This window comes from Secundilactobacillus paracollinoides DSM 15502 = JCM 11969, from assembly GCF_001311135.1.
GTDB classification, from domain to species: Bacteria; Bacillota; Bacilli; order Lactobacillales; family Lactobacillaceae; genus Secundilactobacillus; species Secundilactobacillus paracollinoides.
The window spans coordinates 1-26484 of sequence record NZ_BBAG01000010.1; the positions used below are offsets into that span (position 1 = coordinate 1).

The window sequence follows — 26484 nt, forward strand, 5'->3', positions numbered from 1 at the left end:
TCAGTTAATATAGGATTGAAATTTTGCTTCGTACTTCTGTCTACAGTCAATTTTTTATGTTTTTTACTCATCACTAGTCACCGCTGTAGATACTCAAATAAAACTCACGCATATCTTTTGTTGATATCACCACAGAGCTGTTTTCATTTGGTTTAAAATCGCGCCTAGCATTTTGCCACGGCGTTTCAGTATGCGTCAATGCTTCAAGTTCATTAGCAGTCTTGTTCCCATACGTATACCAAACTGATTCCAACAGATCATTGACCTGGTTATCAAACGTAAGTTGCCGATTTTGAATCAGAATTGGATTCCATCCGTACTTTGCATAAAGCTTTGGAGAAACAGGTCCGTGCACCCAGGCTTGAAATTCATCGTTTTTGATTATCGACCGATTTAATAATGCCCAGCCTCATGCAACCGCATAGTAAGTGAGTTTCTGCAATTTTTTATCACTCATTGATTCTTTGTTTAAAAACCAATCAGCAATGTCCTCGACTGCATAGCCTGTGTCCATGATTTTCCCTCCAATCTATTGTTTCACAACAATAGTTTCACACCTTCAATTACATACTAAGTAATGTTGTGGCGTTTTACAAGCCATAACCCGCAACAATTACCTGAACTGATATAACTAAAATTATACTAATGAAATGTAAAGTATTGATGGCGTTCACGTAAAGGTTTTGTAAATAATCTGCGTCCCTTGGCAAAGCCAGACCAATCAACCACCGCTTCTTTATATTTATTCGCAAGACGACGCTTAACCCTCTTTGCACTCAATAGACTTCTGCCTGCTGAACATAGTAGTTAAAAATACTTTCATCACTAATAATCGCATGCCCCGTATCTGCAGGCGTTAACCCTCTCCTCGCTAAAAGCCAAGGGTCCTCCTCATGAGCAATACTTTCAAACTGGTCCTCACTAAGATGGCCATAGATATCCTGCACCTCCTGTAATACTTCGGAAATTTCAGAAGGAAAATAGACCCTATCCTCCTGTAGCGGAATAACATTATCCCCAAATTCACGGTACTGCCGTGAAAGTGTCGGAATTGCTGGACCATGCACCCAGGCCATAATTGATTCGCTGAATAATCGGTTATTGAGGTGTGCAACATCTTCATTATTGACTGTCAGCACCCAGGCATACGCGTAATAAACCATCTTCTGCAATTTTTGTCGTGACATTGAATTTCTAGATAAATACCAATTTGCCGTGTCATCCGCTGTGTAGGTTTTGTTGATCAAAATAAATCCTCCTGTAGTTATTAGTCGATAAAAATAAGTTTTTCCTAAAAATTCCAGACGCAATCAGCCACATTTTATTGTCATTTTATAAAAGCCTAAAGTGCTAGTGATTGGTCTTATCTATTAACTACTAACTACGAAAAATTGATGATATGTTTTATTTACCTTTTAATTAATCCCGTTAACTATTATAACAATCAACGATTGATTTAGCATGAAATCAGCACAAAAAAAGGCGCTACTCAGTGCAAACCGCACCACAGCAACGCCCAAATCCACATTCAATTAACACTCACAATCCTCAGGCAAACAATCACACTGAATCGTCTCCGGCGCACTCTTCGCCTTCTCAGCCAGCTTAACCTGCAGCGCAGCAATATCACTCTGGCTCAACGTGGTGTTCTCCACCAAATCCAGCAGCGTTTTCCCGCGCTTCATCGCACAGAGGTTATCAAACAGCTGTTCCGCAGTGCTGTTCATTGCGGTGGACTCGGTAATCGTAGCGTCGTACTTAAAGCGCCGGTCTTCGCGGGTCGTCTCCAGCATGCCCTTGTTCACAAGGCGCCGCAGGAGCGTCTTGACAGTGGAGGCGGACCAGTCGCGCTTCGCCTGCAGCATGTCGATCAGCTCGCGGCTGTATGCGCCGCCCTTGGTCCAGACGATGCGCATGACTTCCCATTCAGCTGGTGAGATCTCGGCGACTCTTGTTTCGTCCATGGTGGTTCCTCCTTTTTTATCGGTATTCATACGGGTAGTGTAACGCGTTTTGTTTACAGTTGTCAACAAAACAGTTTCCGACAAGATGTCCGGTATCTAGTTTACCGCAATTGGGCTGAAAAGTGCCAACTTTTTGGGTGACAGACTTTGTGAAATCCAGCAGTTCCCCAGTTAGTCGTGAGACCCGTGGGAAACGATATCCATCATTATCGGCTGTTGTAGTCGGGGGTATACCAATAGTGTTTCATCAGTTTTTAAACAGATGTCTTTCAATATGACGCATACTTACCAATTTTTCACATTTGTGAGCTAATGTCTTGTGTACAATTAGTTTATTCGTATAATGACAGTTAAGGGAAATTACCCCGAGCACTCACAAGGAGGAGATAGAGACTATGGTAAAAGTAGGTATTAACGGTTTCGGTCGGATTGGTCGTTTGGTGTTACGTCGGATTCTTGAATTGAAGGACCCCGACACTGAAGTGGTCGCCATTAATGATCTGACCACCCCATCCATGTTAGCTTATCTGTTCAAGTATGACACCACCCACGGGACGGTGCCATACGACGTGACCGCCACCGAAGACTCACTTGTCATCGACGGCCAAAAGTTCCGCGTTTACGCCGAACGTGACGCCACCAATATTCCTTGGGTCAAAGAAAATGGCGTTGAGATCGTTCTCGAATGTACCGGGTTCTACACCAGTGCTGAAAAGTCCCAGGAGCACCTCAACGCTGGTGCCAAGAAGGTCTTAATTTCAGCCCCTGCCGGCCCAATCAAGACCATCGTCTACGGTGTCAACGACGACACCATCAACGCCGACGACCAGATCATCTCAGCTGGGTCTTGCACCACCAACGCCCTGGCACCAATGGCTTACTTCTTAAACAAACATTTCGGTATCGAAGTTAGTACCATGACGGTTATCCACGCCTTCACCAGTTCCCAAATGATTCTCGATGGACCAAAGGGCAAGAAGCTGCGGCCTAACCGGACAGCCTCTGCCAACACGATTCCTCATTCAACTGGGGCTGCGAAGGCTATCGGATTAGTTATTCCAGAACTGGACGGTCATTTACAAGGCCACGCACAACGGGTTGCTGTCATTGACGGCTCCGTTTGCGAATTGGTTTCCGTCCTAGATACTAAAGGCGTTACCGCCGATCAGATCAACGACGCCATCAAGCCTCACACTGACGGCAACGATTCCTTCGGTTGGAACGAAGACAGCATCGTTTCATCCGACATCATCGGCGACACCCACGGGGGCGTGTTCGATCCAACCCTAACTGAAGTTACCTCAAACGGCGACTTCCAAGTTGTTAAGACCGCTACTTGGTTCGACAACGAATACGGGTTTGTCTCAAACATGGTTCGGACTGCTAAGGCTTTTGCTGAAAAGTAAGTCTGCTTTGATGCTTTTGATTTAGGATTTGAATGCGTAAAGGCAATCACCTGGTTGGTGGTTGCCTTTTTTGGTGGTTAACGTAAACAGCTGCTGTGCTTTCAGGAATTAAGAGTCATCAACTGAAAATTTTGAATTTTATTTATTTTAGAATCATCGTCCCCTGATTTATGGATCACTGTGTATTATATCTATAATACGATAAGTAAATCGCACTATTTTCCTTGTGTAACTGGTTGCTTATCCTGTATGATGTCCCCGAGGGAGCACAATTTATTAAGGGGATGATCATTTGAAAGTTACATCACGTTTTTTAATTACAGGCCTAGTCTTTGTCACGTTTGGTGTAATAAGTCAATCAAACAGTAAGTTTGCCCATGCAGCCAGCTATTCCGGAACGACGCCCACCGCTTTGCGAGGAAGCTACTACCGTTATGCTGGGCAAAAAAATGGGATAAGTTGACGATTACTGCGCATACCGCAACGTTAAGCGGGCCAGATTACAAGCAAACAATCAAATCATCAAGTAAATCTGCCGCTGGAAAGCTTGCATATAAGCGAACCGGTACGATTGCTGGTCGGAAATATTTCACGTTACAGGCAACGCTGAAAAACAGAACCAATAGCGATTTCCCTGAACAGGGGATGAGCCTAACATCACGCAGGATTTCTGGTAAGAAGGTCACTGTTGTCCGTGGGTATCAAGGCGGTTCCTGGTTTGACTTTATTAAGAGTCATAAGGTTAGCCATGATTATAATGGCTATGCTAACGGAAAATACTGATTAGATTTAAAAAGGACTGGCACAAAAGCCGGTCCTTTTTGGTTATTGGTATTTACAATAGCGAAGCGTCACTATCTATTCGGTCATCAAAGGACTTGAGGGCATGCGTACGTAATTTCTGGTTTTCAAAAGTGGACTTTAGAAACTGTCGGACATGCGATACTGGTACATGTAGGTCATGAACACAATAAAAACAAAAGTCTTCAAGACTATCCTGGATTATTAAATGTTCCTCGCCATACAAATCTACGTAGGCATAATTTTGATCCAACACAACCTCACGAATGTCAAAGTCATTACTACAAATTAACGGTGTATCGGTCAATAAACAAGCTGCAATTGAGCCAATTTCTCCGCGATTTGCGGTTGTTTTTACCCTTTTTCCTGCTACTTGTCGCTTTCGGTTAACCTTTTTAAATCCAGCTTGCACCATGTGAACATAGTTTTTGTAGACGCTGGACTCTGCTTCAGACAAAGACCTATCATCAAAAATTTTCCAATGTCTTTTAACAATTTCGGCATTTATATAGGCTCTTTCAGTTAAAAGTTCATCTAGTACAACTCTGTGAATAATGATTTCTTTGTATAGCCCATCAACCCAATCAAACACAGAATACTTTTTAAAAAAGGCCGCATAAAGAAGGATATTTGTGTCGATAAATGCCACCTCAAATTGTCTAATCATCATCTAAGTCCGCCGATTGTCTATGCTGTACAAGATACTGCTTTGCACGCTCTGGTTCCACGTTCGTCATCAGGTTAGCTGCTTCCATTAAGGATAGTTGTCCTTTTTCAACTAAATCATCCGTTAAATGGGCGAACGCAGCAAACTTTTCAAAGATAACTGGTTGATCTAAGGGACTTAACGGAAAATCTGTAGTGGCAAGAAAGTCCTGCCACTTTTTTTCTGTCAGTTTTACGATTTTTGGATTATCTAGGAGACCTAGTTCACTTAATCGTCTAGCCACAGCAACATATGGCACTGCTGCAACATTTGCAATTCTAATAACTGCTCGTTTGAGCTGACCGTCATCATCACTTTCCCGAACAAGCTTATGCCAACTAAGCCGTATTGCGTTTTGTGGCATTAAAATTGCAGCTGCAAAGTGGTCTGCCGCGCGCTCAGTATCAAAGCCTGTCCGTTTAGCTTGATCGCGGAGAATGTCGGCTGAAGTACCAAGGAGATCAGAGGTAATGCATAAATGCCAAAGTTCGTGGGCCGCACTAAAATAGCGATTTCTCAATGATTGGTGCGTGTTAAGTGCTACAAATGAATGCCCCTGGTACAAAATGGCGGCACCAGAATAACTAGAATCATCAACGTTTTGATAAATTAAAGTGGTCTGTTCACCCAAAATGGTTTCAATTTCAGACCCAATAAAAATATCAGGATTTAAATACTGGGATAAGAACGATTCAGCGGCATAATTAGCGATAATTTCAGCAAGGTTTGTGCGTTAATCATGGTTTCAGACATTTTGCTTGGCCTCCAAAAGCGATACGTACCGCTGGATATCCCACGATAAGGCATCTATTTTATCCTCAGAATCCGGCTTGCTTAAGTGTCCTCGAAGCTGAATTTGGGGTGTTACATCTGCCTGTTCCTCTGTATTTTGGGTAATCAATTCAATTGACATCCCCATAATAGCCGGCAGCTCTAAAATTATCTTTGTCTGAAGCTTACGTTTTTGATTTAAAATTTGACTTAGCAGTGCTGGTGTAATCCCTAGCTGATTTGCCAACCACTCCTGGGATTTTTGGTTTTGTGTCAACCAATTTCGAATATTATCAATAATGACTTGGCTGTTCATTTGCTTGCCTCCAACTCTGTGCTAAATTAGGTGTTTCCTCAAATTTAGTATACTTAATTCTGTTAATATTAACAACAATTATGATTAATTGTTAATAAACGAAGTGCCCTGTCAGTTCCGATAGCGCAACTATCCTGTATCACTGATCCCATTTAGATAAAAATAAAAGGCAACCACTTCAACAGTGATTGCCTGCGTTAAAAGTTGATAACCCATCAAATTTTAGAAAGTCTTTCCAATGTCTTTATAATTACTGGATCTGAATATACTCGCTTAAAAACACGTTCCTTATGTTCCTTTAAAAATCTTTTTCCTTCGGGACTGTCTTCATCTAGATAAGCTGGATTAACTAAATCGTCTTTATGATCATTCAATTCTTTTTTGTCCAAGATTATCCTCCCGTTCAATAACAGCAGTATATAGAATCCCGGCAGAAAAAACACTATTTTGCTCGCTACATTTAAAATAGCGCCAATTTTGGGGAAATACTATCCATACCTGCTTACTTCTTCCCCCGCTGATTCAACTTCTGAACAAGCGCTTTCAAATCCAAATAAGCCATAAAATTCGGCGCCGTCCCCTTCACCTGTTGCCGGGGCGTTTGCCCGGTTCTTGACCCACCACGCGGGTGATCATCGCTCAACCGCAACACCCTGACCTGCTCATCACGGGTCAGCACATACAGTTCATCGTCGCGCTTCAAATCATCCAAGAGTGGCATATCATGGGTCGTAAACCCGAGTGACGCTGCGTTTACGTTCATGGTGCTATCTGAAAAGAGGTCAACCAAATCGCGCACCAGCTACTGGTCCAGCTGCCGTTCGATGTCATCAACTAACAGCGTGGCACCACTTTTTAGCACGTCCATACATGCGTAAAACAGTACCAAACTGCGCATCGTGCCGTCCGACAGATAGTGGACCAGCTCAGAAAATTGGTTCACTACCACCTGTTGCCCGGTCTTATAGACGAGCACATCGTTCAACACCCGCCCGGCATCGTCGCGAATAAACGACAACGAGGCAATCGACGGGTCAATGTAGCGAGGAGCTCAGTAGGCACCTGATCGCCAAAGAGCTTCACGTGCGTCGTGGTCGTTTCCCCGACAAGCACCAGCGGAACCGGTTGCGCTTCAGGCACGATGACCCGGAAAACGGAATCCCGGGTGCCAGCAGCCGTTGCCCATCCGTCGATAACTGTGTGCGGTCAACCAACTGTTTCATTCGCGCCACGTGGCGGTTCTGCGATGACCCAACCAGTTTAGCGGCCGAATCATCCGCACTGGACTTCGCATACACCTCTTCACTGTCCACGACCCACTCAGTTGTTTCCTGCAAATCTAGCGCACCGCGGCCGCTCTGTTGCACAAACCGCGTCTTCACAACATAGCGCTGATCGTCATCCGTTGCCAAATAAGCGGTCACCGCAACTTCATCTTCCTGTGTCCATAATGCGCGCTGCAACACCGTTTGATTGATTGGTTTTTGCCCCAGATAAAAATCGTTCAACCCTTGAAACAGTTCGAGCAACGTACTCTTGCCCGTGGCGTTAATGCCCACAAGCCCGACGACCCGGTTCAAGCGCAACCGCGCGTTGAACTGCACCGTTCTGGACTGATATTCTCTCCCTGGCAGCCCATCCGTGTGGAGCGTAAGCGTTGTCCCGTCCTCGAACAACGCGTGCCCAAACAGCTTAAACCCAGTGAGTCTAATTACATTCGACATCCCCGAAAATCTCCTAAATTGTGCTTAACTGCGCCACCTAAATACTCAAGTAAAACTAAAGTGTTACGCCAAAATGCTTGAGGATTTATTGATAGTCTGTTAAGTTCATTTGTTCATATTCTATTATCCTAAAATGGCGCTTACATTACAATACTTATTTTTGGAAAGCAGCTTGATATAATTTTGGTATCGAATTACTTGATAATTTTAAGTAATTATTAGAGATTGTAATTTTTTGTAGACAAAAAGTATCAAAATAGTTAATGGCGTAAATGAATACGTTATATTATTGCAAAAAGGACTTATCTACTTCTCTGAACAACCTTAAAAAGTGAGGCCAATAACCATGGTTCAAAAAGAATTCTATAATTCTGAAACAGGAACGACATCAACCTATACTGAAGTGATTTTACCAGAAGTCGTTCCAGTTGGTGATATCACTGATTTACGAGTGACACACCACTACTGGAAGGACAGTGAGGGCGAGCTTTGGGGTGATTTTGAAGATCCAATGGAGAACCTACGAACAGACTTTGCTGTTTATCGTGCCAGAAAACACTACCTCTCGCCAACGCAAATCACACTCCTTAGGGCGTCATTAAATAAGTCAGTAGGCCAATTTGCAGAAATGCTTAACGATAAACCGTCGATGATAACACAAATGGAAACGAATCAAAGGATACAAACAGATGAACAGGAGCGAATATTGCGTACAATCGCAAATCAATTTAACGTGCGCTAACCGACATCACGGCGTATAATGAGGGCCGCGATAGAAATGAGAAACAAAATAAATAAACTGTAATATAAATAGGAGGCCCCCCACCATGAAAATCACCAGTGCATCATCCACCTTCACCATCCCAGACGAATACGGCTGCAACGTGACCGCGTCGCAACTCACGCACGGCATCAACCCGTGCTCGTTTCCCTTCGGCGTGACCGACATCCCAGCTGGCACCAAGTACCTGGCCGTCACCCTGCAGGATTTCGATACCATCAAGCTATTCGGCTTCACCTACATCCACTGGGTCATGGCAGACTTCCCCGTAACGGGCGATACAGTCGATTTCCCAGCCGATTTTAGCCAAACGACTTTGGCTCCCCAGGGCCGCAATTCCAATCATTCAGCAATGAAGCAACGCACCGACCCAGAGTGGGACACCTATGACAACCACATCAATCTGGAGACTCACTACACGGGCCCGCGCCCACGGTTTGGCACGCATAACTACCGACTGAACGTGTACGCGTTAAAAGATGCCATGGGTTTCAAGCAAGGTGAATTTGATCTCGCTGACGTGATGAATAAGCTGGATGATCTCGTGATTGACCAAACGGTTCAGAACTTTTCGTATGAACGTAAAATTGCTGCGGATAAATAAGTTAAAACAATGGTGCTCTTTATGGAGGACCATCTTTTTTCTGTTTTATTGAATGGTTGTTCTAAAATAAAATAGTACTTTTGCCTGTCCCCTAACCTTACCGCAGTGTGCTACACTGATACCAAATAACCATCACTGTTAAAAGAGGTGCGCCGCATGCTCAACAAAAAATATCTCCTCACTAAGGAAGACCGTGACGCCTACGATGCCGAACTCACAGACGCCCAACGCAACTTCCTGCAAAACAACATCTTCCATTTTGCGCAAAGCCTCTTCTTAAACCAGGACTTCGCGGATGGCCACCAATGGCGTTTGATTGCGCTCAACCACAACCCTAACCAGCAATTGCGTTGCGAATGCGGGCGAAAACTCAAGAACCAGTATGTCATCGAAGACGCCGAGACCCATGAAACGCACAAACTGGGGTCTACCCACTTTGCGATGCACATGGGCATTTCCGATAAGTTGGCCGGTCAAGTCGCCCGTCACGCGCACCAGTTCAATGTGGGCCTGGATGAAATTTTGTATAAGCACCACCGTGACCAGTTCCCAGATGAGGATTTTATTGCATATATCCAAAAACAAAACACCAGTCGCAGCAAGCAGATCCAGCGGTTTCTCGATAACGACCTACCACCCTACGACAGTTGGCTGGCAGACTTTCAGGATGACTATAACCTGATTTTAGCCACCAAACAGGCTGAACAGGATCGGGCTGAACATGACGCGCGACAAGCGAAACAGCAAAAACTTTGGGCCAAACAGGAAAAAGAACTACGGGCAGAGCAGCAAGCCTACGAACAAAAGATCAAGCAGGAAGAGGCGCGCTTTGCTGCTGAAAAACGGGCCAAGGAGCAAACGCTAGATAGCACCATCAAAGCCCGCCAACTCACCCACAAACAATGGCTGACTGAGCGGTACATGCCCTACCAGCAGTGGTCACGCAACCATGGCCGGAAACTCATCGAACCGTTTGCTACTGGGCTGACCAAGCGACCGATGAACGACCCGCACCCGATTTTTATCAGTCCGATCGAATGTGGCCTGATTGCGCTGTACCTGCACGACCATACGCCAGGTGACCTGATTACCGTCACCGAAACGGCGGCTTGGTTGGCTGAGATCGTTGGTGAAACTCAAGACGACCAGGCTGAGGCAACACAACGGTTGTCGAGAATTTTAGGACGCGTGTTTCAGCGATTAACAACACAGCGATTGCTGACGAGTGCCGGTGACGATGGCGCTTACTTTTTGATTAGTGATGCGTTTGCGGACTTGCCGGATTTTAAATCATAGTTTTAAGTGAGCAAGTTCTTGGTTTCGAAATCTAAACCCTTTAATCGCTAAAAGAACCTTATCGCTAGCACATCATTTTCTAGCGATAAGGTTCTTTTAGGCAGGATCCGCTCGGTCCTATTCGTTATCATTCATTAACGCGGTAACAGAGTTAAAACTCGAAACCTCATCCCGGTCTCTGCCACTTACCGCTTGATCAATTGTATGCTGAACGTCCTCAGCGGCAATCTCATCATCTTTTAGATAGTCATTTGCCATTTTCTATCACCATTCCTACCTGTGATTCATTGAAAACCCATACACGTTCTTTGGCGTGTTGCTCAGTATTTTCTGTCCCAAAATTGTTTAAATAATCTGCATGTTTATTGTTAATTGCATTTTTTGTCTGTCATCTCTTTAAACAGGACTCAGATTCCCAATTAATTCAACATAAGTATCTTAAACTATTTTAAAACGGATTAACCGAGATGTTCTCAATTAATCCGTTTTTCATTTTTTAATAGATGTACTGTTAATAAAAGCTTTTATAGCGTGCTACATAATCGACACGTTACCTTCATTCAGATCCACATCATGCAAATACGCAGTCTGATTATACACATCCAGAAACGCGCCGTCTGGTCGCAACGCCACAATGGACGTCGACAGATTTTTCAGTCCCAGCAGATGCTCATTTCCAGTCAGTTCCTTGATGCCAAGCTGAGAAATGCCGCCATGGGAAAACACCAGCGCGGTGTCATCGGGGCCAAGCTGCTCCCCAATCTCGCGAATGGCTTGCGCAAACCGTGCCCGCGCGGCCGCAAAATTTTCCACACCGATGGCATCTAATTCAGGAGTATTAACTCGTTGTGACAACTTACGAAACAACGCGGGCTGTTCCGCGACCAATTCATCCTTGGACTTGCCTTCCCAGTCACCAAACGTCAATTCCGCCAGGCCAGCATTGGTCTGCAGGGTTGGTACCGGCTGCGTGAAGTTGTCCGTCACCAGTTGCGCGGTGTGAATCGCCCGCTTAATTGGACTCGCAAAGACCACCTGGTAGCGATACTGATCTAAATACGCCGCTGCCTGCTGATACGGGGTCAGGTCATCCGTCAACAAGTCACTATCCGCATACCGCCCCTGAAGTCGGTGTTCCAAATTCCACTGTGTTTTGCCGTGACGCACAATAAAGATCCGTTTCATGACACCCTCCGTTTGACTACTGTTTAAACTTTACCGACCGTATCAGCCCGCAGTCCGCGACGCAGCGTTGCCACCGAAGTTACTTCATCGTGCGCGATGTTACCAAGGTTTACTTGTGGGCCATATTTCAAAATTAGCGCTGTTTGCTGCCCTTTAAGCGGTGCTTCGAAAATGATGTGGTCAATGCCGTCTGGTGTTAACGCATCCAGCTCGTCGGCCACGATGTTACCGTTGGCGTCATAGATACCAATGTTCTTGCCGGCTTCACGCGCTTCGATGATGACGTAGTTGGAACCGTTTTTCAGGTCTTCGTTCATCAAAGCCACCCGTTCAGCAGGTGTCAGGTCGTGGTCAAGTTCCGGATTCTTCTTCCCGACTTCGGAGATCACGTAGAACCCAGCTTGCTTGGCTTTGACGATCAGTTCGCCACGCGTTCTTGAATCAACCGTTGTCGACCCATCACTGACTTCGATACCCTTGAAGCCAAGGTTCTTCGCCTCATCCAAGAAGGCGTCGTACTTACCGGCAGCTACTGAAACTTCCAGCAACGTCCCACCAGGATAAGGAATGATTCCCGCAGCGTCGTACTTGGCAGTCTTGGCCTTGATCAACTCGCGGTCCATCGTGGCAGCCGTGCCCCAGCCAAACTTCGCAAAGGTCATGTAGTCACCCGCAGTGGCAATCAGGTCGTCCACTTCGTTTAAACCCAGCCCCTTGTCCAGAACCATCGTCTTGCCGAGTGTTTGGGATTTATTTTCCAGAAATTCAAATGCTTTCATGTCTGTAGCCTCCGTTAGTGTCGTTTTTGTGCATCGTCCAAGCTTAATGACGCTAGATTAACTGGGCCTTAAAACGCTCATTCGTATGTTCTAGTGTAAAACAGTATTGGAATTATGTTCAAGGTTATTATGGGTGAATTTTTTGTTGGGTGATAGAAAATGTAAATCACCTAATGCACCTGTGTTTTGTCTGAATCAGATCTATCAGTGATTGTTCTTATTATGCATAATTAATATGTACAAGCTCAGAGGCCTACCGCTCATACACCAAATACACCGTCGCCGCCGACGTATCGCTGCCATCCACAGCGGTCATCCGAACATGCGTCAACTTATACCCCGCATACCGATACCCGCCAGCAATACCCTTCACCGAAACAATATTAGCGCGTGTCGTCTGACCTAGCGATTCCTTCAATTGTAGCGTCTTACCATCCACTTGCCAGGTGCCCGAATCCGGATCACTCGAGTAATCTGCAGCCGTCTGTGTGAATTCTCCGTTCTTATTAAAAACCAGCTTACTAGCGCCACTATTGTGCTTTTCAATGGCGGACGGCAGCTCATTGGCGGGCGTCCCCACTAGAAAGTACCAGGGATTATGACGCACAGGTTGCCGCTTCGGCGTGCGATGGTAAAGGTGCACCCCAATACCTAGTATGACCACAACGATAATGACCCAAGTCAGGGCCTGAATGCGCCGATCACTGCGATACCGTTTTAAAAATAGTTGCCGTCCTGTTTCAAGTCGTTTCCCCACGTTCATCCTGCTACCTCCAGCCACCGATACGGTCACCCACTACCTGTTGTGGTCGTCTCTTTTTAAAAGCAGTATATCATAGAAGTGTTTTAACTGACCGATCAGGATCTGACCTCTGCTTAAAGACCATCAAACACAGTGTTAACCCTACCCCAAAATACGTATCATACTACTCGATAATCATCCTATATATACGTGTGGAATATCCATCTCACAAACCACCAAATTCAACTTATTTGCTGGTAATCCACGTGAACACTTGTGTTCAGCAAAGTCGCGACCCCCAACCCATAGATGTCAATCCCCAATATCAAGTAGCGACAGATTACCCCTGGTGTCCCAACTTCAAATTTTGGAATATCCTTAAATTCCCGTCCTATCGCCGTTTTGTGTGATTAGCCGGAGACCTGTCTAGCTACTATATATTGAAATTCCGTCTAAATGAAGATACTATATATAGTATTCACTACAGATTTTTGGAGGTACATATCGTATGCAAATGCTTAAACATGAAATCCTGGTTCAGTTGTCAGATGACTTCATTGAATCAGTAAAAAAACTGTGACACCTCACTGGGGCCCCTTAGGCTGGGTCACCTACAAGCGGACATACGCCCGTTATCTCGACGATAAACAAAGGACTGAGAACTGGGACGAGACCGTTAAGCGCGTGGTTGAAGGAAACATCAACCTTGACCCGCGGTTACACCAGGACGACCTGGATCCTCAAGTCTACGAAGAACTGACTAACGAAGCGCAAGAATTGTTTAAACTCATTTACGGGCTTTCTGCGACACCATCTGGCCGGAACCTGTGGATCTCAGGGACCGACTACCAGAAGCGTAACGGTGACTCCCTCAACAACTGCTGGTTCATCGGCGTGCGCCCACAACCATACGGCGACAGCCACATTGTGCCCGACTACCTTGATCATGATCAGGACGCGGTTTCAATGCCATATTCCTTCATGTTTGACCAACTCATGAAGGGCGGCGGTGTCGGCTTCTCCGTTGTTCAGGACAACGTAAAGCAGATTCCAGCCGTTGATCAGGCCATCAACATGACCATTTTGGTGTCACGGGACAGCGCCTCACACGATGAGTCAATCAAACTTGGCGCCGTTGACAAGGAAGACTGGCTCGCAAGTCACAGCCTCACGGACGGCCGCTACTACAAGCTGCCTGACACTCGCGAAGGCTGGATCCTCGCCAACGCCAACATGATCGACCTGCACTTCTTTGGGACCAACGCTGACCACGAAAAGAACCTGATTCTAGACGTCAGCGACATCCGACCAAAGGGTGCGAAAATTCACGGTTTCGGCGGGACTGCTTCCGGCCCAATGCCACTGATTGAAATGTTAACGGACATCAATGCCATCTTGAACGACCACGCTGGCCGTAAGCTGTCCTCCGTTGATTGTACCGACCTTGGAAACTTGATTGGGAAAACGGTCGTGGCTGGGAACGTTCGTCGTTCAGCTGAATTAGCCTTGGGCTCTGCTGACGACGATGCGTTCATCACGATGAAGCAGGATCAAGATAAGCTTTACCACCACCGTTGGGCATCCAACAACAGTGTTGCCGTGGACAGTTCTAAGACTGATTACGACGCCATTGCTGATTCCATTACCCACAACGGTGAACCTGGTATCGTGAACCTGGAGCTCTCAAAGAACTTCGGTCGAGCTATCGATGGTCGTCAAGAAGCCATTGATGGCAACGTTGAAGGCACTAACCCTGTGGTGAAATTTCACTCGCAAACGGTGAACCTTGCAACCTGTTTGAAGTCTTCCCACCAGTTGCTGTTGCACAAGGCTGGGATTTAAAAGAAGCCTTTGCGTTGGGAACACGTTTCTCAAAGCGGGTCACCTTCAGCCCATACGATTGGGAAGTTTCGCGTAACGTCATCGAAAAGAACCGTCGTATCGGGATCTCAATGTCCGGGATTCAAGACTGGATCTTAAAGGAATTCGGCCACCGTGTTGTGACTGGCTTCAAGGACGCTACTGACCCTGTGACTGGCGAAACGATCAAGCAACCCGTATACGACCAGGCCGCTATTGACCGCGTTGACGGGCTGTACAAGGCCGTTGTTGCTGCTGACAAGTACTACTCAGAAACCCTTGACTGTGCCCCATCGATCAAGCACACGACCGTAAAGCCATCAGGGACTGTTGCGAAGTTGGCTGGTGTGTCTGAAGGGATGCACTTCCACTACTCTAACTACCTGATTCAACGGATTCGGTTCCAAGACTCTGACCCGTTGTTGCCAGCGTTGAAAGCTTGCGGCTATTTCATGGAACCAGACGTTTACACCAAGAACACCGTTTGTGTGGAATTCCCAGTTCGGGCAGCCCACGCCGACAGTAGTGAATTCGCCTCAGCTGGTAACGTTTCGATGGCTGAACAGTTCGCAACTCAGGCCTTCTTGCAGACGTACTGGTCAGATAATGCGGTCAGTTGTACCGTGACGTTCCAACCAGAAGAAGCAACCCAAATCAGCCCATTGATGCGCCAATACCGCTTCGTAACGAAGTCAACGTCCCTCTTGCCATACGCGGGCGACGCCTTCCAGCAAGCACCTAAGGAACCCATCGCAAAGGATGTCTACGAAGAAAAGCTAACAGAGATCCACGGCGACGTGGCAACGGTCTTCGCAGAACAGAATGGCAACCATGATCAAAAAGATGTTGAATTGGTCGGCCAAACGGATTGTGAGGGTGGGGCTTGCCCAATTAGGTAGAGTGTGGAGCAAGGCGTTTTGAGGGCGGACCGTAAGCTAACTCTGGCAGAAATGCCCGAACTTGGCATTTGTGCCAGAGTTGGCTTACGCAGTAGCCCTCAGCCTTGCGGAACACGTTTCGGCTATGTAAAAGTCAACAGCCGTAGCCAACACTACTCATCACAAAAAGTACCATCCCAAAGTAACCAAACTGCAAACCAAAAAAGGTCTGAAATCCAGTATTTCAGACCTTTTCTACTAAACTAACCCAACAAAACAGGAGGCAACACCATGGTAAAAATCTACACCAAAGTCGGCGACCAAGGCTACACCAAGCAAGTATCCGGCAAAATGATTCCCAAATACGATCTACAAATTCAAGCACTAGGCGCCATTGACGAACTTGATTCATGGTTAGGCTACGTCATCGCTACCCTCTCCCCAAAGGCTGAGGAAATGAAGCCGGAACTGATGGACATCCAACGCAACTTGTATGAACTCCAAGCCGACATCATCGTCAAGCGTCACCATAACATTACGTTAGAGCTAGTCGCCCACTTTGAAGAAGAGATCGACAAACTCAACGACAAGCTGCCCGTCATCAAGGCTTTCATTTTACCTGGTGGGACGCAAACGGGTTCCAGCTTGCAGTACGCTCGTGCCCTAGCGCGAAAAGCAGAACGACAAACGGTCGAACTCAGCAATAAGCAACAGGAACTCGACGCCCCAATTTTGAAATACTTGAACCGGTTATCCGATTATCTGTTCATTTTGGCCCGGTATGCCAACTTCCTTGAAGGCTACGACGAAAACCGCAGTAAAGCTTAGATTCTAAGAGTGCTATCAATAGACAAAGAAACCCGCTGATCATGTGCAATGACCGCGGGTTTCTTTGTCTAAAACAGGAACAGCAGACACTATTTGAAAGATGTCCAAAATAGTGCTAACATTAATTTAAAAGATATACGTATAACCATAATGTTTTATAGTAGTATTCAGCCTATTTAACCCGTCAATTCTTAGAAAGAAGTCTTGATATGATGATTCGATTTTTCGGCCAACCCCAATTCACTGCTACTGATCACACGATCAAGGGTTATGAACTCTTTCTCCGGGAAAGTGTGGATCATAAGTGGGTCTTTCCGGATGACTTCAAAGCCTTCACAGCATACGAAACGGCAAACCTCTTGGTGCAGACCATCCGGCCAATGCCAAAAACGGTCACCTCAGTAGCATTTAACCTGGACCCTGACCAATTTGTCGACCCAGCCTATCAAACGTATCTGCCGAAGGTTCAGGAGCTGATTGCGCCGGTACGGCTGTTCGTTGAACTGACGGAACATCCGTGTGCGCCAAAGATTGCGAACGCTAAACTGGTCGAAGCAGCGGAAGGGTTTAAGGCCAATCACCTCTACGTTGTCTTGGATGACGTTGGCACCGGCAATAACACCCCACCGTTTGCAGAATTATTAGACAACAACCTTGCTGAATACAAGTTTGCGATGCAGAACTTTCGCGAATCGCACGACCCCCATGAGATCACCAAGAAGCTAGCTTACTGGCACAAGATGCTGATGATGAGCATAAGTGGTTTGTGATCGAGGGCTTTGAGACGAAGTACGAATTAAAGCTGTTGAAGGACTATCCAGCTGATCTGATTCAGGGGTACTATCTGGACCGACCGGGGTTGTTGCCAGCGGATGATCAGGTTATTTTGCCGCATCATCGGGCGTCGTAATGAAAATTAAAAACACGTAAAAGCGCCGTGACAAGCTGTCATGGCGCTTTTGCGTACAGTAGAATATTTAATCGGTACTAGTTTTCTTCTTTAAAACAGTTTCCCACTTTGGAAAGGCTCGGCGATACCAACCGTGAATCATCGAAAAGGCCTGCTGACCGGTTAAGGTACCCAGCATCAAAAAGCTCGGCAGAAATTGAATTAAATATCGACTCCGACCACCCTCAAATAACAGTAAATATACCATGCCGCCAATGATGGCCAGCCGGCATATTTGGCTGAATTTACGTTTATCACGCCATCCAAACGCCACCATCGTCAACAATAAGACCCAGGTAACTTGCGCAAAAAACCGAAAATCGCCGAGACGTGACCCATACAGATACACAAACGAGCGCAACGTGCCAGCAAATCCCTTTTCGTTTGGCACCGGATCAGCATTAATAAAGTGCCCTTCTTTGATCCACGCAAAAGTCCCGTCAGCAGTATCGTTTCGCTGCTTTTTAACCAAAAACTTGGCGTACCCAAGAACGCCCTTTGCCTTCAATCGTTTGATCAGAACCTTTTTTGAATAGTCCGAGCGCGCTTTAACAGTTGGTAGTTCTGCCATTTTTAGCGCATCCTTTGGATTATAACCGCCGTCACCTGAAACACCCATGCCCATAAAATGAATCGCCGGAATTTCACGATTTTTCTGCAATACGATATATGACTGTTCATTATTTAGTTTATTAAACGTCCAATAGCTGCCACCGGTAACACCAAGAAACAAAATGAGCAAAGCAAATCCGCGCCAGACCTCGTTTGGCGTCAAGACGTGTTTTCGCGGATGAAACATGTACAGCAATTCGACGATTACAATAGCAATAACGCCCACGATAGCAGACGGTTTCATCATATAAGCCAACACTGCGTTAAGACCAAACAGGATGGCGCCTAAACTGCGATACGTCCAATCAAACGACGCTTTATTGAGCATCGCAAAACCCAAAAAATAACCAGAAACAAACGGGAGCACCCAAGCATCCGTATAGGGCACGATGATCATTGGAAACAGTAACAGCCACATCGCGTGAATATAGAGCGCCGTCGTGGTTTGTTTTTTGTCGATCACATAAATGGTCACAATATTCAAAAGAGCCGAAATATCTACTAAAATGAGCGTTACTAGATCAAAAAGAAGCCAGGATGTCGACCCTACCGCCTGGGCAATTGCGTGTTGCGCTAATAGTAGCGGCATGTTGTTATAGTTCAAACTAAAATAGGCGACGATATCAGGAGTTTTCGTATCCGTCAGAGCTTGGTGAACAGCCCCCACGTCAAACCCAATTACCGGATGAAAGCTAAGCACAAAAACGACCTGCCAAATCACAACCGCAACAAAAAAGAGTGCTGCAGTCACTCGCGCATGCCGCACCAACACCGTCCATAACAGACGTTGAAAGTTTGGGTAGGTCTGATAGCAAATAACGATGCCGCCAAAAACAATTAAGACGCCCGTTGTAAACAAAGTTGTGCCAGCACCCGTTATTTTATTATCACCTAAGATAAGGTTCGGTGATGTCACCGCAAACAGCAGTGTCGCAAAGATAAAAATCAAAAATATACTCTGCAAACATCGGTTTCCAAATCGGAATAGTTTGGCCAATATGCCACTCCCTTACTCGTCGTCTCGAACGGATATACAGTATGCCCGGTAGGTGATTCACTGACCTCAATTCGGATCAGTTTCGCCTGTTCCTCACGCAAGGCTGGCGATATCAAGTCAAATAACCATACCGTGACATTTTCAACTGTTGGATTAATGTCTTTAAAATACGGCAACGTGTTTAAAAACTTCCCAGCAAAACTATTGAGGATGTCCTTGATCGTGTTTTCCAAATCATTAAAGATGATCATGTGATCGTTCAAACTGTGGATTTCACAGACGATCTCCCACGTATGATTATGTTCTTTACCCTCGCCATCTTCCCACCGCATCGCGTGGCTGGCATTCACATATGACTTAATCTTGTAGGTATGATACTGTCGTTCTTCTCCCATAATTACTTCCCCCGTTTACGAGTAAAATCGCTCTTGATAACCGATTTTATCTGCCTCGTTTCCTGACTAAACCGTGTTGAATTCCAGGTTGATTTTGCGTCAACCATACTATTTAAAATCCCGATATAGCGGATCCACGAACAAATGAAGTTATAAATTGGCAACGTAAACGCCACCCACCACTGTCTGACATAGTAGTGGCGCTCTTCACTTGAGCCCCTTAACAATTGGACCACACAAACGTAATTTAACAGACTGACCAATGCATATAGCAGATAAATGATAACGTAGGACATCCCCATCATAATGGGTGAATACCGTAAAAATAACAGTGCGATACTAGCAAACATCCAGATCATTCTTGGAAAAAGGAAAGTGTGATCCATCATCATCCGCCGTACCAAAAAGTTTTTAAAGAAATCAGACATGGTTGTTTTATCCGCATACTCATGCGTGACTTCCATTTCACCCTTTTGCCACCGTTGCCGTTGAATATAGAGACTATCCAAACTATCAATTGTTCAATATAGAAAATGGCTTCGGCACAAATCGCCACTTTTCGATGCAGCTTATCCCGAATTTGAAACGTCATATCTGTATCTTCGCCTATGGTGCCCGTGTTGTAGAGAAAGGTGTTCAACAGGGCTTCCTTGCGAAACGCAGAAAAGGCACCAGACATGGTAAACAACTGATTTTGTTGTGATTCAATACTGCGTCCTGATAAAAATGCCTGCGCATATTCAAAGTACTCGTTGTGTTGTAAAAAACTTTTACCCGGATGACGCCAATTGTCGATCATCCGGTGCTGCGGCAAAATAGTGCCCGTTAGTGCAGCCATCTCAAAATCATTTTCAAATCGCAGTACCATGTTCATTAAGGCATTCTTTTCGAGAATACCATCACTATCAATGTTGATCACATAGGTCCCAATCGCGTTATATATGGCCGAATTTAACGCTTTGGCCTTCCCCTGCTCAGTATGAAGCAACTGCATATTCATATCAGCAAACCGATTTTGAGCTCGGGTAAACACTTCAAAACTATCATCCGTGCTTTGGTTGTCAGCTAAAATGACCTGAACCAACTCGTGCGGATACGTTGACTCTCGAATGGATTGAATACAGGCAAACAAAGTATCTTCAGAATTGTATACAGGCACCACAACAGAAATAAACGGCATCTTATCAGGCATCGCTAATTTTTTCGGCCGAAACGTTTTGAAAAAGAGCCGAATTCCCTGGACAAACGCTGGTAAAATTTCAACCACAACAGGAATTAATGCCCAGGTCAGCCAAAAGCCCATTTTAAAAACCGTTTGCTGTAACCAATACATCATGGGCTAGTCTCCTTTCCGAAAACTAAGCCGCTTACGCCACCGATCGCGCCACTTAATAAAGTTGCGGTACAGACTGTGTGAAACTTGCGTGTAAGTAAACACGTTATAGTACATCGCAATGACCAGTGTGTAGAACACAAGCCGGCCAATGATGGTATGCGCTAAATAATATTGCCCGCCACCCATAAAATGAACGATCGTCACCACTACGGTCAATCTGATCACATTGGCACCGTAGATCCATAACGTCACAACGACACCAAAGAAGACACGTTCCACACTGTTGTACATTGGGAAAAAGGCAACCATCCCAATATACGCTGTCGTTTCAATAATGCCAGAACACTCATAATCAATACTCATCATGACCGGTTGTGTTGGGTTATTGATGGCCACCAACCCATAACGGTTCATGACGTCACACATCCCAGTCACGTCGCCGACCCATTTCACGCCATTGATCACTGCGTGGGTGAAAAACCATATCCAGTACGGATCACTCAACGATATAAGGATAAAAAAGAGCCCGGCACTCCCCACAATAAAATGAAATGCCGAGAGACCTGCTCTTTTTAATATCGATAAGGCATACAGCCAAACGACAATACCAATAATTAAATAGATGCTCATTTATTACCCCGCCGCTTTTTATTCTTTCCGCGTGCATTTTTGACAAGTGCCGCGCCAGCGATGACGAAGCCAGATGCGACTATTACGGCTGGGCCAGTGCTCCCACCAGTATCCTTGACAGTCCCCTGCCAACCATTCGAATTGGTTAACGTAATCGAACTTGCTGACGAATCAGATGTTCCGCCCAATGCTGAGAATGGAATGGCACATTCGAGCTGCCAAGTAGTGTTCGTGGTTGTCCCACTGCCCGAAGTTTCTTGAAGGTTCTTTAAACCGACGTAGGCTGTCCCGCTGGTTGTATTATCACTACCACCAGATGAAGTTCCAGATATCTACCGAAACTGCCTGCGAGTCGCCAGCTTTTGACAAGTTAGCCGAGCCAAAGGTAATATAATATGTTTGGTCGCCGACTTTTAACTCATAGCCATTACCCTGAAAATTATTACTTGATTGTGACAATTTGGGTGTTGATTCAACATAGAAGTAAACGTTCTTGTCATCCGACAGCAGGCTCACTTCAACACTATTATCATTATCGATATTGATATCGGTAGGGTTCTTATCAGCCCAGTCGGCATACTGGCCGTCGATCGTAATTCCTAAATTGCCACTGATGTTGTTGTTATTCGCCTGTGATGAACTTTGTGAAGTAGCACTATCAGAGCTCGACATGGCTTCTTGCGCGTCAGTCTGTGAGGAACTACTGTCACTTTCTGATGATGCTTCTTTCAGTGTTGTCGCCACCGGCGTTCCAGCCAAACTTGGACCCGTCAAACTCACGTCACCTAAAACGGACAAACTTTTGCCGACACCATTGGATAAGCCAGCGTCTTTCAAGTTAACGGTCGCATCTAAAACCGTTGCTGATTGACTAATTGTGGCAGTCCCGACCACCGTCCCTGTCGAATTATCTAAAACGTTGACTGTACCGTCCTTATAAGCACTTAATTTAAAGACCTTATTCACTTTTGAAAAGCCACTACCATATGAAGCTGAGAACGTCTTAAATATTTCTGTAGTTGATTTTTCTGTTTCAAGATAGACATACAGATTGGTCCCATCATTGCTTGCCCCAAGTCTTGCTGGTTTAGCTTGGAGCAATTCAGTGGTATTGGCATCTGTCCAAGAAGGTTCACTGGCGTTTGCCGCTTTTGTATACAGCGGACTTGCTAAAATAGATAACACTCCCATACACGTGAGCGCAGCTAACATTATTTTTTTCTTCATAGTCATTCCCCTAACTATTCAGCGCGACGTGACACCCGAAATCGTCGTTCATTATAAATTAAATGATGAACGCCATTACGTATTTACTCTACATATTATTATACGCTTATACACTAACGTTTGTTAAGTCTTAATCAACACATTACAGTTTATTTGTATTACATTTTGATAACATCGTGTGCATTTCAATTGCTACAATATGACTTATATTATCGGAAGATTCCAGCCATTGCAAAACAAAAATTGTTAAATTGTTGCTTTATTTGCATAGACTTGGTAAATGCGGGGTAGATGTGGTTGTTTTCAGCACAATTTTGAGATAGAGCAAGGTAGTACTAAATTTAGTGTTCTAGTTTATCTAGCCTAAACGTGTAAAAAAAGGCCGCTCCCGGCCATATAAGGCCCCTAAACCAAAATCCAAAATCGGAATTTTAGTTTAGGGGGCCTTATATTCTGGGAGCAAGTTCGCCTTTTTTTACACTCTCACAAAAAACACCCACCAGGCCTTACTGGGGAATCCCTGGTGAGTGTTCCTTTTATCGATAGTAATCTCAGCCATGTCCAGCCGCAGTCAGCATACGCTGACACCAGCTGAAACCTGGCTCACATCGGCGGCCAGATGATGACTGAGTGAGACATGGACCCTCCGTGGTGGCCGGTCGACCGGCAAACATGCCAGTTAACCGGTTTTTAATATTGCGTCATCGTTACTCGGCACGGTGGAGAGTGCACAACCTACGATGACGGCAGTGCCCGTATCAAGCAGCGCGCTACAACAATGAAAAGCACCTGCTGCGGGTGATGACCGGCAGAAAAATCCTGTTCTGCACAGGCATTTTGAACCCGCAATAACGACGACACAAACCCAACGAACGATCCGTGATCACAGAAGACCAGGAAATGATTACCCATCTGCCTACTCCTAGACAGTAAGATGCTGAACGGAATACGATCGGAGTGGGCGTACCCCGCCCGGTAAGTCTCTTAGCCTTCCTAACCACCAATGTCAATTTCGTAATCGGTGATTAGTGATCATAGTAATCCCCCCTTATCATTTCAAAACAAGTGTCCTGAAAAAATAAGCTTACTATCTGTATTCATAAGTTTACCTAAATTAAAAACGGCCTTCAAAGATTATCACTTTCCGAATGCTAAAACGGGTATTGGCGGGGACAGGTTATCGCACTAGTGAAGTGGGTTATCCTCAATTGTTCTTATTATTTTGACACATCTGTTCAAAAAACAACTTAGGATTGATAATTGTTGCGCGTATGCCTGCTGCATCACTGTTATCGCGGTGTGTGCTACTATTAAAGGCCGAATTTGAGCACAAGGTTCAATGTCAGAAACAGACTGTCTTTTATCACTCAGAAGTGATAAAACGTGAAGATCTATTCTTTGCCGGCTGGATGTCTACATTAAAAATCTAAGTTATTTTTCATGAAAGCGATTCTTTTAACACGCTAACGCTCTCATTTTCAGAAACTTTAACAAATTGATGCTAACCCCTTATCAAGCGGGCCGTTTTCTGATATAGTAGGGCCTATTGTCTTTTGAGGATCGGCTCAAAGCTGTGGCGAGTTCGCCCACGGCTTTTTTCTACGGTCTTTGTTGAAAACTTATTGCGTTTGTTTACATTTTTTACAGTGTTTTGATTACTTGTTCTATATTTACATTGCTGATGCGTGCGCTTGATGGGTGGATTGACCCTTCTTGGGCACCGCTGTTTTCGTTTATATTGTCGAAACGTGCTCCGGGAGGCAGAGGACTCCTGCGTAAGCAACTCTGGCAAAAATGCCAAGTTCAGGCATTTCTGCCAGAGTTACTTACGCTCCGCCCTCTAACCGCCTCCCTCCGCACTCTATGAAAGGAGCCCCACTTGCGCGATCTTACCCAAGGAAACCCACTTAAGCTTATTTTGATTTTTACCCTGCCATTATTCATTGGTAATCTTTTTCAACAACTCTATAATTTCTCAGATGTCCTCATTGTGGGTCAGACCTTGGTGTTAAGCCACTCGCAGCGGTTGGCTCCACCAGCAGCCTTAACTTTTTGATTATTGGCTTTGCGAACGGCCTCACTGCTGGCTTTGCAATCGTCACCGCCCAACGCTGGGGTGCTCGGGATCTACCCGGGGTTCGCAAGAGTTTTGCGACCAGTATCGTGTTCAGCATCGTCGTCACGATCGTCTTAACAGCGCTAAGCCTGCTCTTTTTGGACCCCGTCATGCATATGATGAGCATTCCAGCCGACATTTATGGCAACGCAAAATTGTTTATCTCGATTATTTTTGCCGGCATCTTCTCTTTCGTGCTCTTCAACATGCTCTCTAACGAATTGCGGGCACTTGGGATTCACGGACACCGCTGTTCTTCTTGATCATTGGGACCGTGTTAAACGTGATCCTGGAATTGTTGTTCATCCTTGTGTTCCACTGGGGCGTTGCCGGCTCCGGCCTCGCAACTGTGACGTCACAGCTTGTCTCAAGCCTGTTATGTATCGTCTACATCATCAAACGGGTTCCGATCCTGCACGTTGAATGGTCTGATTTCAAGGCTGTGCCTGCTGAGTTTGCCAACCATGCACGTTACGGGTTGCCCATGGCATTCCAGACATCGATCATCGCCGTTGGCTCCCTGTTCCTGCAATCCGCACTGAACAGTCTTGGCACCGACGCCGTGGCGGCCACAACTTCAGCGTCCAAGATAGACCAGCTCGCAACCTTACCCATGATGTCGTTTGGCATTACCATGGCCACTTACACGGCCCAAAACCTTGGTGCTGCCCAATTTGAACGGATCATCAAGGGCGTCAAGCAAGCCCTGATGGCCTCCGTCAGTTTCAGTATTCTTGTCGGCGTGCTCATCATTCTTTACGGGCAACGGATGGTGATGCTGTTCATTGGCAACCAGGACGCTCACGCACTGACACTGAGCCAGACCTACTTTAACATTGTTGGGGTCTCCTACTGGATTCTGGCGATTCTGTTCATCGTGCGTTACACCCTACAGGGACTCGGTCAAAGCCTCATGCCGACCCTCGCTGGGGTTGCAGAACTCTGCATGCGCTCGTTTGCGGCCTTCATTTTGGTCCACTACTTCCAGTACGCCGGCGCTGTTTTGCCAGCCCGCTAGCATGGCTAGGGTCGACGCTGGTATTGATTACCTCCTACGTGACCGCGATGCACACGCTGCACAATATGCAACGGATGCAAGAGCAAGTTACCGGTAACAATGACCCGCAATTTACCGAATCGTTCATCCGTCGTGTTGAGCAAACCTTTAAAGTGACGGTCAATAAAGCAACGTTGGCACGGTTAAAACATACTGAACCAGCACCAAAACCGTTAGATAACGAAGCTTAACGATTAAGCCTCTCACCGCCCGTCCATGACGACGCGGTGAGAGGTTTTTTGTCTCCGATGTGTCTATACCAATCCGCTGGTCACAACCTTAATGATGACCCAAACCTTCTAAGAAAACCGCCACAACACAATTTTAAAAGACTGTTTCACATTGTTCATAATGTTGATAATATATACCATTAACTATTTACGCATGCAACAATAACTGCTAGAATACTCACATAGAGGTTACCCAAAAACCTCTAAGTACGTCTAGCGAGATCTTTCCATGAGGGATCTCTCCTTATTCCCATCAACGTTATTCCCCTAAATAACGCTGACCAAAGCAAATGG

General features: G+C 45.7%; 28 protein-coding genes and 3 pseudogenes. 10 read left to right on the forward strand and 21 right to left on the reverse strand.

Annotated elements, in window-relative coordinates; translation table 11 throughout:
- Window positions 1-73: 73 nt before the first annotated feature.
- The 3 genes from JCM11969_RS05480 to JCM11969_RS05495 form a co-directional block, all read right to left on the reverse strand.
- Window positions 74-385 carry a Panacea domain-containing protein gene (locus JCM11969_RS05480; protein ID WP_369523198.1) on the reverse strand — a complete coding sequence of 104 codons (312 nt, stop codon included), beginning with the start codon at window positions 383-385 and terminating at the stop codon, window positions 74-76.
- Between the two features lie 391 nt (window positions 386-776).
- On the reverse strand, window positions 777-1247 hold the full coding sequence (locus tag JCM11969_RS05490; protein WP_202813401.1) for a Panacea domain-containing protein: 471 nt from the start codon (window positions 1245-1247) through the stop codon (window positions 777-779).
- Between the two features lie 285 nt (window positions 1248-1532).
- Window positions 1533-1964 carry a CopY/TcrY family copper transport repressor gene (locus JCM11969_RS05495; RefSeq protein WP_054709197.1) on the reverse strand — a complete coding sequence of 144 codons (432 nt, stop codon included), beginning with the start codon at window positions 1962-1964 and terminating at the stop codon, window positions 1533-1535.
- Window positions 1965-2359: 395 nt separating this feature from the next.
- Between JCM11969_RS05495 and gap the strand changes: the two genes are divergently transcribed.
- Window positions 2360-3370, forward strand: coding sequence for a type I glyceraldehyde-3-phosphate dehydrogenase (gap, locus tag JCM11969_RS05500; protein ID WP_054709200.1), 1011 nt, complete (start codon window positions 2360-2362; stop codon window positions 3368-3370).
- A gap of 459 nt (window positions 3371-3829) precedes the next feature.
- A complete protein-coding gene (locus JCM11969_RS05505) occupies window positions 3830-4153 on the forward strand; it encodes a hypothetical protein (RefSeq protein WP_054709203.1) in 324 nt (107 codons plus the stop codon).
- 52 nt (window positions 4154-4205) lie between these two features.
- On the opposite strand, the gene JCM11969_RS05510 is transcribed toward JCM11969_RS05505, so the two are convergent.
- From JCM11969_RS05510 to JCM11969_RS05535, 7 genes are all read right to left on the reverse strand, one after another.
- Window positions 4206-4841 carry a hypothetical protein gene (locus JCM11969_RS05510; protein WP_054709206.1) on the reverse strand — a complete coding sequence of 212 codons (636 nt, stop codon included), beginning with the start codon at window positions 4839-4841 and terminating at the stop codon, window positions 4206-4208.
- Window positions 4831-5508 (reverse strand): ImmA/IrrE family metallo-endopeptidase, encoded by a 678-nt coding sequence (locus JCM11969_RS05515; protein ID WP_054709209.1) that lies wholly within the window; start codon window positions 5506-5508, stop codon window positions 4831-4833. Before JCM11969_RS05515 ends, JCM11969_RS05510 begins: the two co-directional genes overlap by 11 nt.
- 114 nt (window positions 5509-5622) lie before the next feature.
- On the reverse strand, window positions 5623-5964 hold the full coding sequence (locus tag JCM11969_RS05520; RefSeq protein ID WP_054709211.1) for a helix-turn-helix domain-containing protein: 342 nt from the start codon (window positions 5962-5964) through the stop codon (window positions 5623-5625).
- Between the two features lie 215 nt (window positions 5965-6179).
- Entirely contained in the window at window positions 6180-6353 is a 174-nt protein-coding gene (locus JCM11969_RS17590) for a hypothetical protein (RefSeq protein WP_156319262.1), read from the reverse strand.
- A gap of 113 nt (window positions 6354-6466) precedes the next feature.
- Entirely contained in the window at window positions 6467-6763 is a 297-nt protein-coding gene (locus JCM11969_RS05525) for a hypothetical protein (protein ID WP_156319263.1), read from the reverse strand.
- A gap of 3 nt (window positions 6764-6766) precedes the next feature.
- Window positions 6767-6982, reverse strand: a complete 216-nt coding sequence (locus JCM11969_RS05530; protein ID WP_156319264.1) for a hypothetical protein — start codon at window positions 6980-6982, stop codon at window positions 6767-6769.
- 61 nt (window positions 6983-7043) lie between these two features.
- Window positions 7044-7688, reverse strand: coding sequence for an ATP-binding cassette domain-containing protein (locus tag JCM11969_RS05535; protein WP_054709219.1), 645 nt, complete (start codon window positions 7686-7688; stop codon window positions 7044-7046).
- 346 nt (window positions 7689-8034) lie between these two features.
- On the opposite strand from JCM11969_RS05535, the gene JCM11969_RS05540 reads away from it, so the two are divergent.
- From JCM11969_RS05540 to JCM11969_RS05550, 3 genes are all read left to right on the forward strand, one after another.
- On the forward strand, window positions 8035-8430 hold the full coding sequence (locus tag JCM11969_RS05540) for a transcriptional regulator (RefSeq protein WP_054709221.1): 396 nt from the start codon (window positions 8035-8037) through the stop codon (window positions 8428-8430).
- An 85-nt stretch (window positions 8431-8515) separates the two neighbouring features.
- Window positions 8516-9073 carry a YbhB/YbcL family Raf kinase inhibitor-like protein gene (locus JCM11969_RS05545; protein ID WP_054709223.1) on the forward strand — a complete coding sequence of 186 codons (558 nt, stop codon included), beginning with the start codon at window positions 8516-8518 and terminating at the stop codon, window positions 9071-9073.
- Between the two features lie 156 nt (window positions 9074-9229).
- Window positions 9230-10369, forward strand: coding sequence for a hypothetical protein (locus JCM11969_RS05550; RefSeq protein WP_054709224.1), 1140 nt, complete (start codon window positions 9230-9232; stop codon window positions 10367-10369).
- A 117-nt stretch (window positions 10370-10486) separates the two neighbouring features.
- Here JCM11969_RS05550 and JCM11969_RS17595 read toward each other — a convergent pair whose 3' ends face one another.
- The 4 genes from JCM11969_RS17595 to JCM11969_RS05565 all read right to left on the reverse strand — a co-directional run bounded on the left by JCM11969_RS17595 (window position 10487) and on the right by JCM11969_RS05565 (window position 13096).
- Window positions 10487-10627 (reverse strand): hypothetical protein, encoded by a 141-nt coding sequence (locus tag JCM11969_RS17595; protein WP_156319265.1) that lies wholly within the window; start codon window positions 10625-10627, stop codon window positions 10487-10489.
- 276 nt (window positions 10628-10903) lie between these two features.
- Complete coding sequence (locus JCM11969_RS05555; protein ID WP_054709225.1) at window positions 10904-11554, reverse strand: histidine phosphatase family protein; 651 nt, start codon at window positions 11552-11554, stop codon at window positions 10904-10906.
- Window positions 11555-11577: 23 nt separating this feature from the next.
- Window positions 11578-12333: a phosphosulfolactate synthase gene (comA, locus tag JCM11969_RS05560; RefSeq protein ID WP_054709228.1), complete on the reverse strand. Its 756-nt coding sequence runs from the start codon at window positions 12331-12333 to the stop codon at window positions 11578-11580.
- 253 nt (window positions 12334-12586) lie between these two features.
- A complete protein-coding gene (locus JCM11969_RS05565; protein ID WP_054709232.1) occupies window positions 12587-13096 on the reverse strand; it encodes a lipocalin-like domain-containing protein in 510 nt (169 codons plus the stop codon).
- A 487-nt stretch (window positions 13097-13583) separates the two neighbouring features.
- On the opposite strand from JCM11969_RS05565, the pseudogene nrdJ reads away from it, so the two are divergent.
- The 4 genes and pseudogenes from nrdJ to JCM11969_RS17600 all read left to right on the forward strand — a co-directional run bounded on the left by nrdJ (window position 13584) and on the right by JCM11969_RS17600 (window position 17551).
- A pseudogene (gene nrdJ, locus JCM11969_RS05570) lies at window positions 13584-15834 on the forward strand (ribonucleoside-triphosphate reductase, adenosylcobalamin-dependent).
- 270 nt (window positions 15835-16104) lie between these two features.
- Window positions 16105-16641: a cob(I)yrinic acid a,c-diamide adenosyltransferase gene (locus JCM11969_RS05575; RefSeq protein ID WP_054709234.1), complete on the forward strand. Its 537-nt coding sequence runs from the start codon at window positions 16105-16107 to the stop codon at window positions 16639-16641.
- Between the two features lie 209 nt (window positions 16642-16850).
- Window positions 16851-17411 carry an EAL domain-containing protein gene (locus JCM11969_RS05580; RefSeq protein ID WP_054709235.1) on the forward strand — a complete coding sequence of 187 codons (561 nt, stop codon included), beginning with the start codon at window positions 16851-16853 and terminating at the stop codon, window positions 17409-17411.
- Complete coding sequence (locus JCM11969_RS17600; protein WP_156319266.1) at window positions 17408-17551, forward strand: hypothetical protein; 144 nt, start codon at window positions 17408-17410, stop codon at window positions 17549-17551. Before JCM11969_RS05580 ends, JCM11969_RS17600 begins: the two co-directional genes overlap by 4 nt.
- Window positions 17552-17618: 67 nt before the next feature.
- Here JCM11969_RS17600 and JCM11969_RS05585 read toward each other — a convergent pair whose 3' ends face one another.
- The 7 genes and pseudogenes from JCM11969_RS05585 to JCM11969_RS17605 all read right to left on the reverse strand — a co-directional run bounded on the left by JCM11969_RS05585 (window position 17619) and on the right by JCM11969_RS17605 (window position 23699).
- The gene (locus JCM11969_RS05585) at window positions 17619-19151 is read right to left on the reverse strand and encodes a TIGR03766 family XrtG-associated glycosyltransferase (RefSeq protein ID WP_162231453.1); all 1533 of its coding nucleotides are present in this window, start codon (window positions 19149-19151) and stop codon (window positions 17619-17621) included.
- A complete protein-coding gene (locus JCM11969_RS05590; RefSeq protein ID WP_082409194.1) occupies window positions 19148-19594 on the reverse strand; it encodes a 6-carboxytetrahydropterin synthase in 447 nt (148 codons plus the stop codon). The genes JCM11969_RS05585 and JCM11969_RS05590 overlap by 4 nt, the downstream gene beginning before the upstream one ends.
- 2 nt (window positions 19595-19596) lie before the next feature.
- Window positions 19597-20930, reverse strand: a pseudogene (locus JCM11969_RS05595) (TIGR03111 family XrtG-associated glycosyltransferase).
- Between the two features lie 3 nt (window positions 20931-20933).
- The gene (xrtG, locus tag JCM11969_RS05600) at window positions 20934-21560 is read right to left on the reverse strand and encodes an exosortase family protein XrtG (RefSeq protein WP_054709237.1); all 627 of its coding nucleotides are present in this window, start codon (window positions 21558-21560) and stop codon (window positions 20934-20936) included.
- Window positions 21557-21892 (reverse strand): Firmicu-CTERM sorting domain-containing protein, encoded by a 336-nt coding sequence (locus JCM11969_RS20325; RefSeq protein ID WP_369523199.1) that lies wholly within the window; start codon window positions 21890-21892, stop codon window positions 21557-21559. Before JCM11969_RS20325 ends, xrtG begins: the two co-directional genes overlap by 4 nt.
- Window positions 21867-22787, reverse strand: coding sequence for a Firmicu-CTERM sorting domain-containing protein (locus JCM11969_RS05605; protein ID WP_156319268.1), 921 nt, complete (start codon window positions 22785-22787; stop codon window positions 21867-21869). The genes JCM11969_RS20325 and JCM11969_RS05605 overlap by 26 nt, the downstream gene beginning before the upstream one ends.
- A gap of 735 nt (window positions 22788-23522) precedes the next feature.
- The gene (locus JCM11969_RS17605; protein WP_156319269.1) at window positions 23523-23699 is read right to left on the reverse strand and encodes a hypothetical protein; all 177 of its coding nucleotides are present in this window, start codon (window positions 23697-23699) and stop codon (window positions 23523-23525) included.
- A gap of 967 nt (window positions 23700-24666) precedes the next feature.
- Between JCM11969_RS17605 and JCM11969_RS05610 the strand changes: the two are divergent.
- Window positions 24667-26151 (forward strand): annotated as a pseudogene (locus tag JCM11969_RS05610) (MATE family efflux transporter).
- Window positions 26152-26484: the final 333 nt, after the last annotated feature.

Coding starts and splice junctions, on each gene's coding strand:
- JCM11969_RS05495 (WP_054709197.1), bottom strand. CDS start 1,964: ATGGACGAAACAAGAGTCGCCGAGATCTCACCAGCTGAATGGGAAGTC.
- gap (WP_054709200.1), top strand. CDS start 2,360: ATGGTAAAAGTAGGTATTAACGGTTTCGGTCGGATTGGTCGTTTGGTG.
- JCM11969_RS05510 (WP_054709206.1), bottom strand. CDS start 4,841: ATGATGATTAGACAATTTGAGGTGGCATTTATCGACACAAATATCCTT.
- JCM11969_RS05520 (WP_054709211.1), bottom strand. CDS start 5,964: ATGAACAGCCAAGTCATTATTGATAATATTCGAAATTGGTTGACACAA.
- JCM11969_RS05535 (WP_054709219.1), bottom strand. CDS start 7,688: ATGTCGAATGTAATTAGACTCACTGGGTTTAAGCTGTTTGGGCACGCG.
- JCM11969_RS05540 (WP_054709221.1), top strand. CDS start 8,035: ATGGTTCAAAAAGAATTCTATAATTCTGAAACAGGAACGACATCAACC.
- JCM11969_RS05545 (WP_054709223.1), top strand. CDS start 8,516: ATGAAAATCACCAGTGCATCATCCACCTTCACCATCCCAGACGAATAC.
- JCM11969_RS05550 (WP_054709224.1), top strand. CDS start 9,230: ATGCTCAACAAAAAATATCTCCTCACTAAGGAAGACCGTGACGCCTAC.
- JCM11969_RS17595 (WP_156319265.1), bottom strand. CDS start 10,627: ATGGCAAATGACTATCTAAAAGATGATGAGATTGCCGCTGAGGACGTT.
- JCM11969_RS05555 (WP_054709225.1), bottom strand. CDS start 11,554: ATGAAACGGATCTTTATTGTGCGTCACGGCAAAACACAGTGGAATTTG.
- comA (WP_054709228.1), bottom strand. CDS start 12,333: ATGAAAGCATTTGAATTTCTGGAAAATAAATCCCAAACACTCGGCAAG.
- JCM11969_RS05565 (WP_054709232.1), bottom strand. CDS start 13,096: ATGAACGTGGGGAAACGACTTGAAACAGGACGGCAACTATTTTTAAAA.
- JCM11969_RS05575 (WP_054709234.1), top strand. CDS start 16,105: ATGGTAAAAATCTACACCAAAGTCGGCGACCAAGGCTACACCAAGCAA.
- JCM11969_RS05580 (WP_054709235.1), top strand. CDS start 16,851: ATGATGATTCGATTTTTCGGCCAACCCCAATTCACTGCTACTGATCAC.
- JCM11969_RS05590 (WP_082409194.1), bottom strand. CDS start 19,594: ATGGGAGAAGAACGACAGTATCATACCTACAAGATTAAGTCATATGTG.
- xrtG (WP_054709237.1), bottom strand. CDS start 21,560: ATGAGCATCTATTTAATTATTGGTATTGTCGTTTGGCTGTATGCCTTA.
- JCM11969_RS05605 (WP_156319268.1), bottom strand. CDS start 22,787: ATGAAGAAAAAAATAATGTTAGCTGCGCTCACGTGTATGGGAGTGTTA.
- JCM11969_RS17605 (WP_156319269.1), bottom strand. CDS start 23,699: ATGGGTAATCATTTCCTGGTCTTCTGTGATCACGGATCGTTCGTTGGG.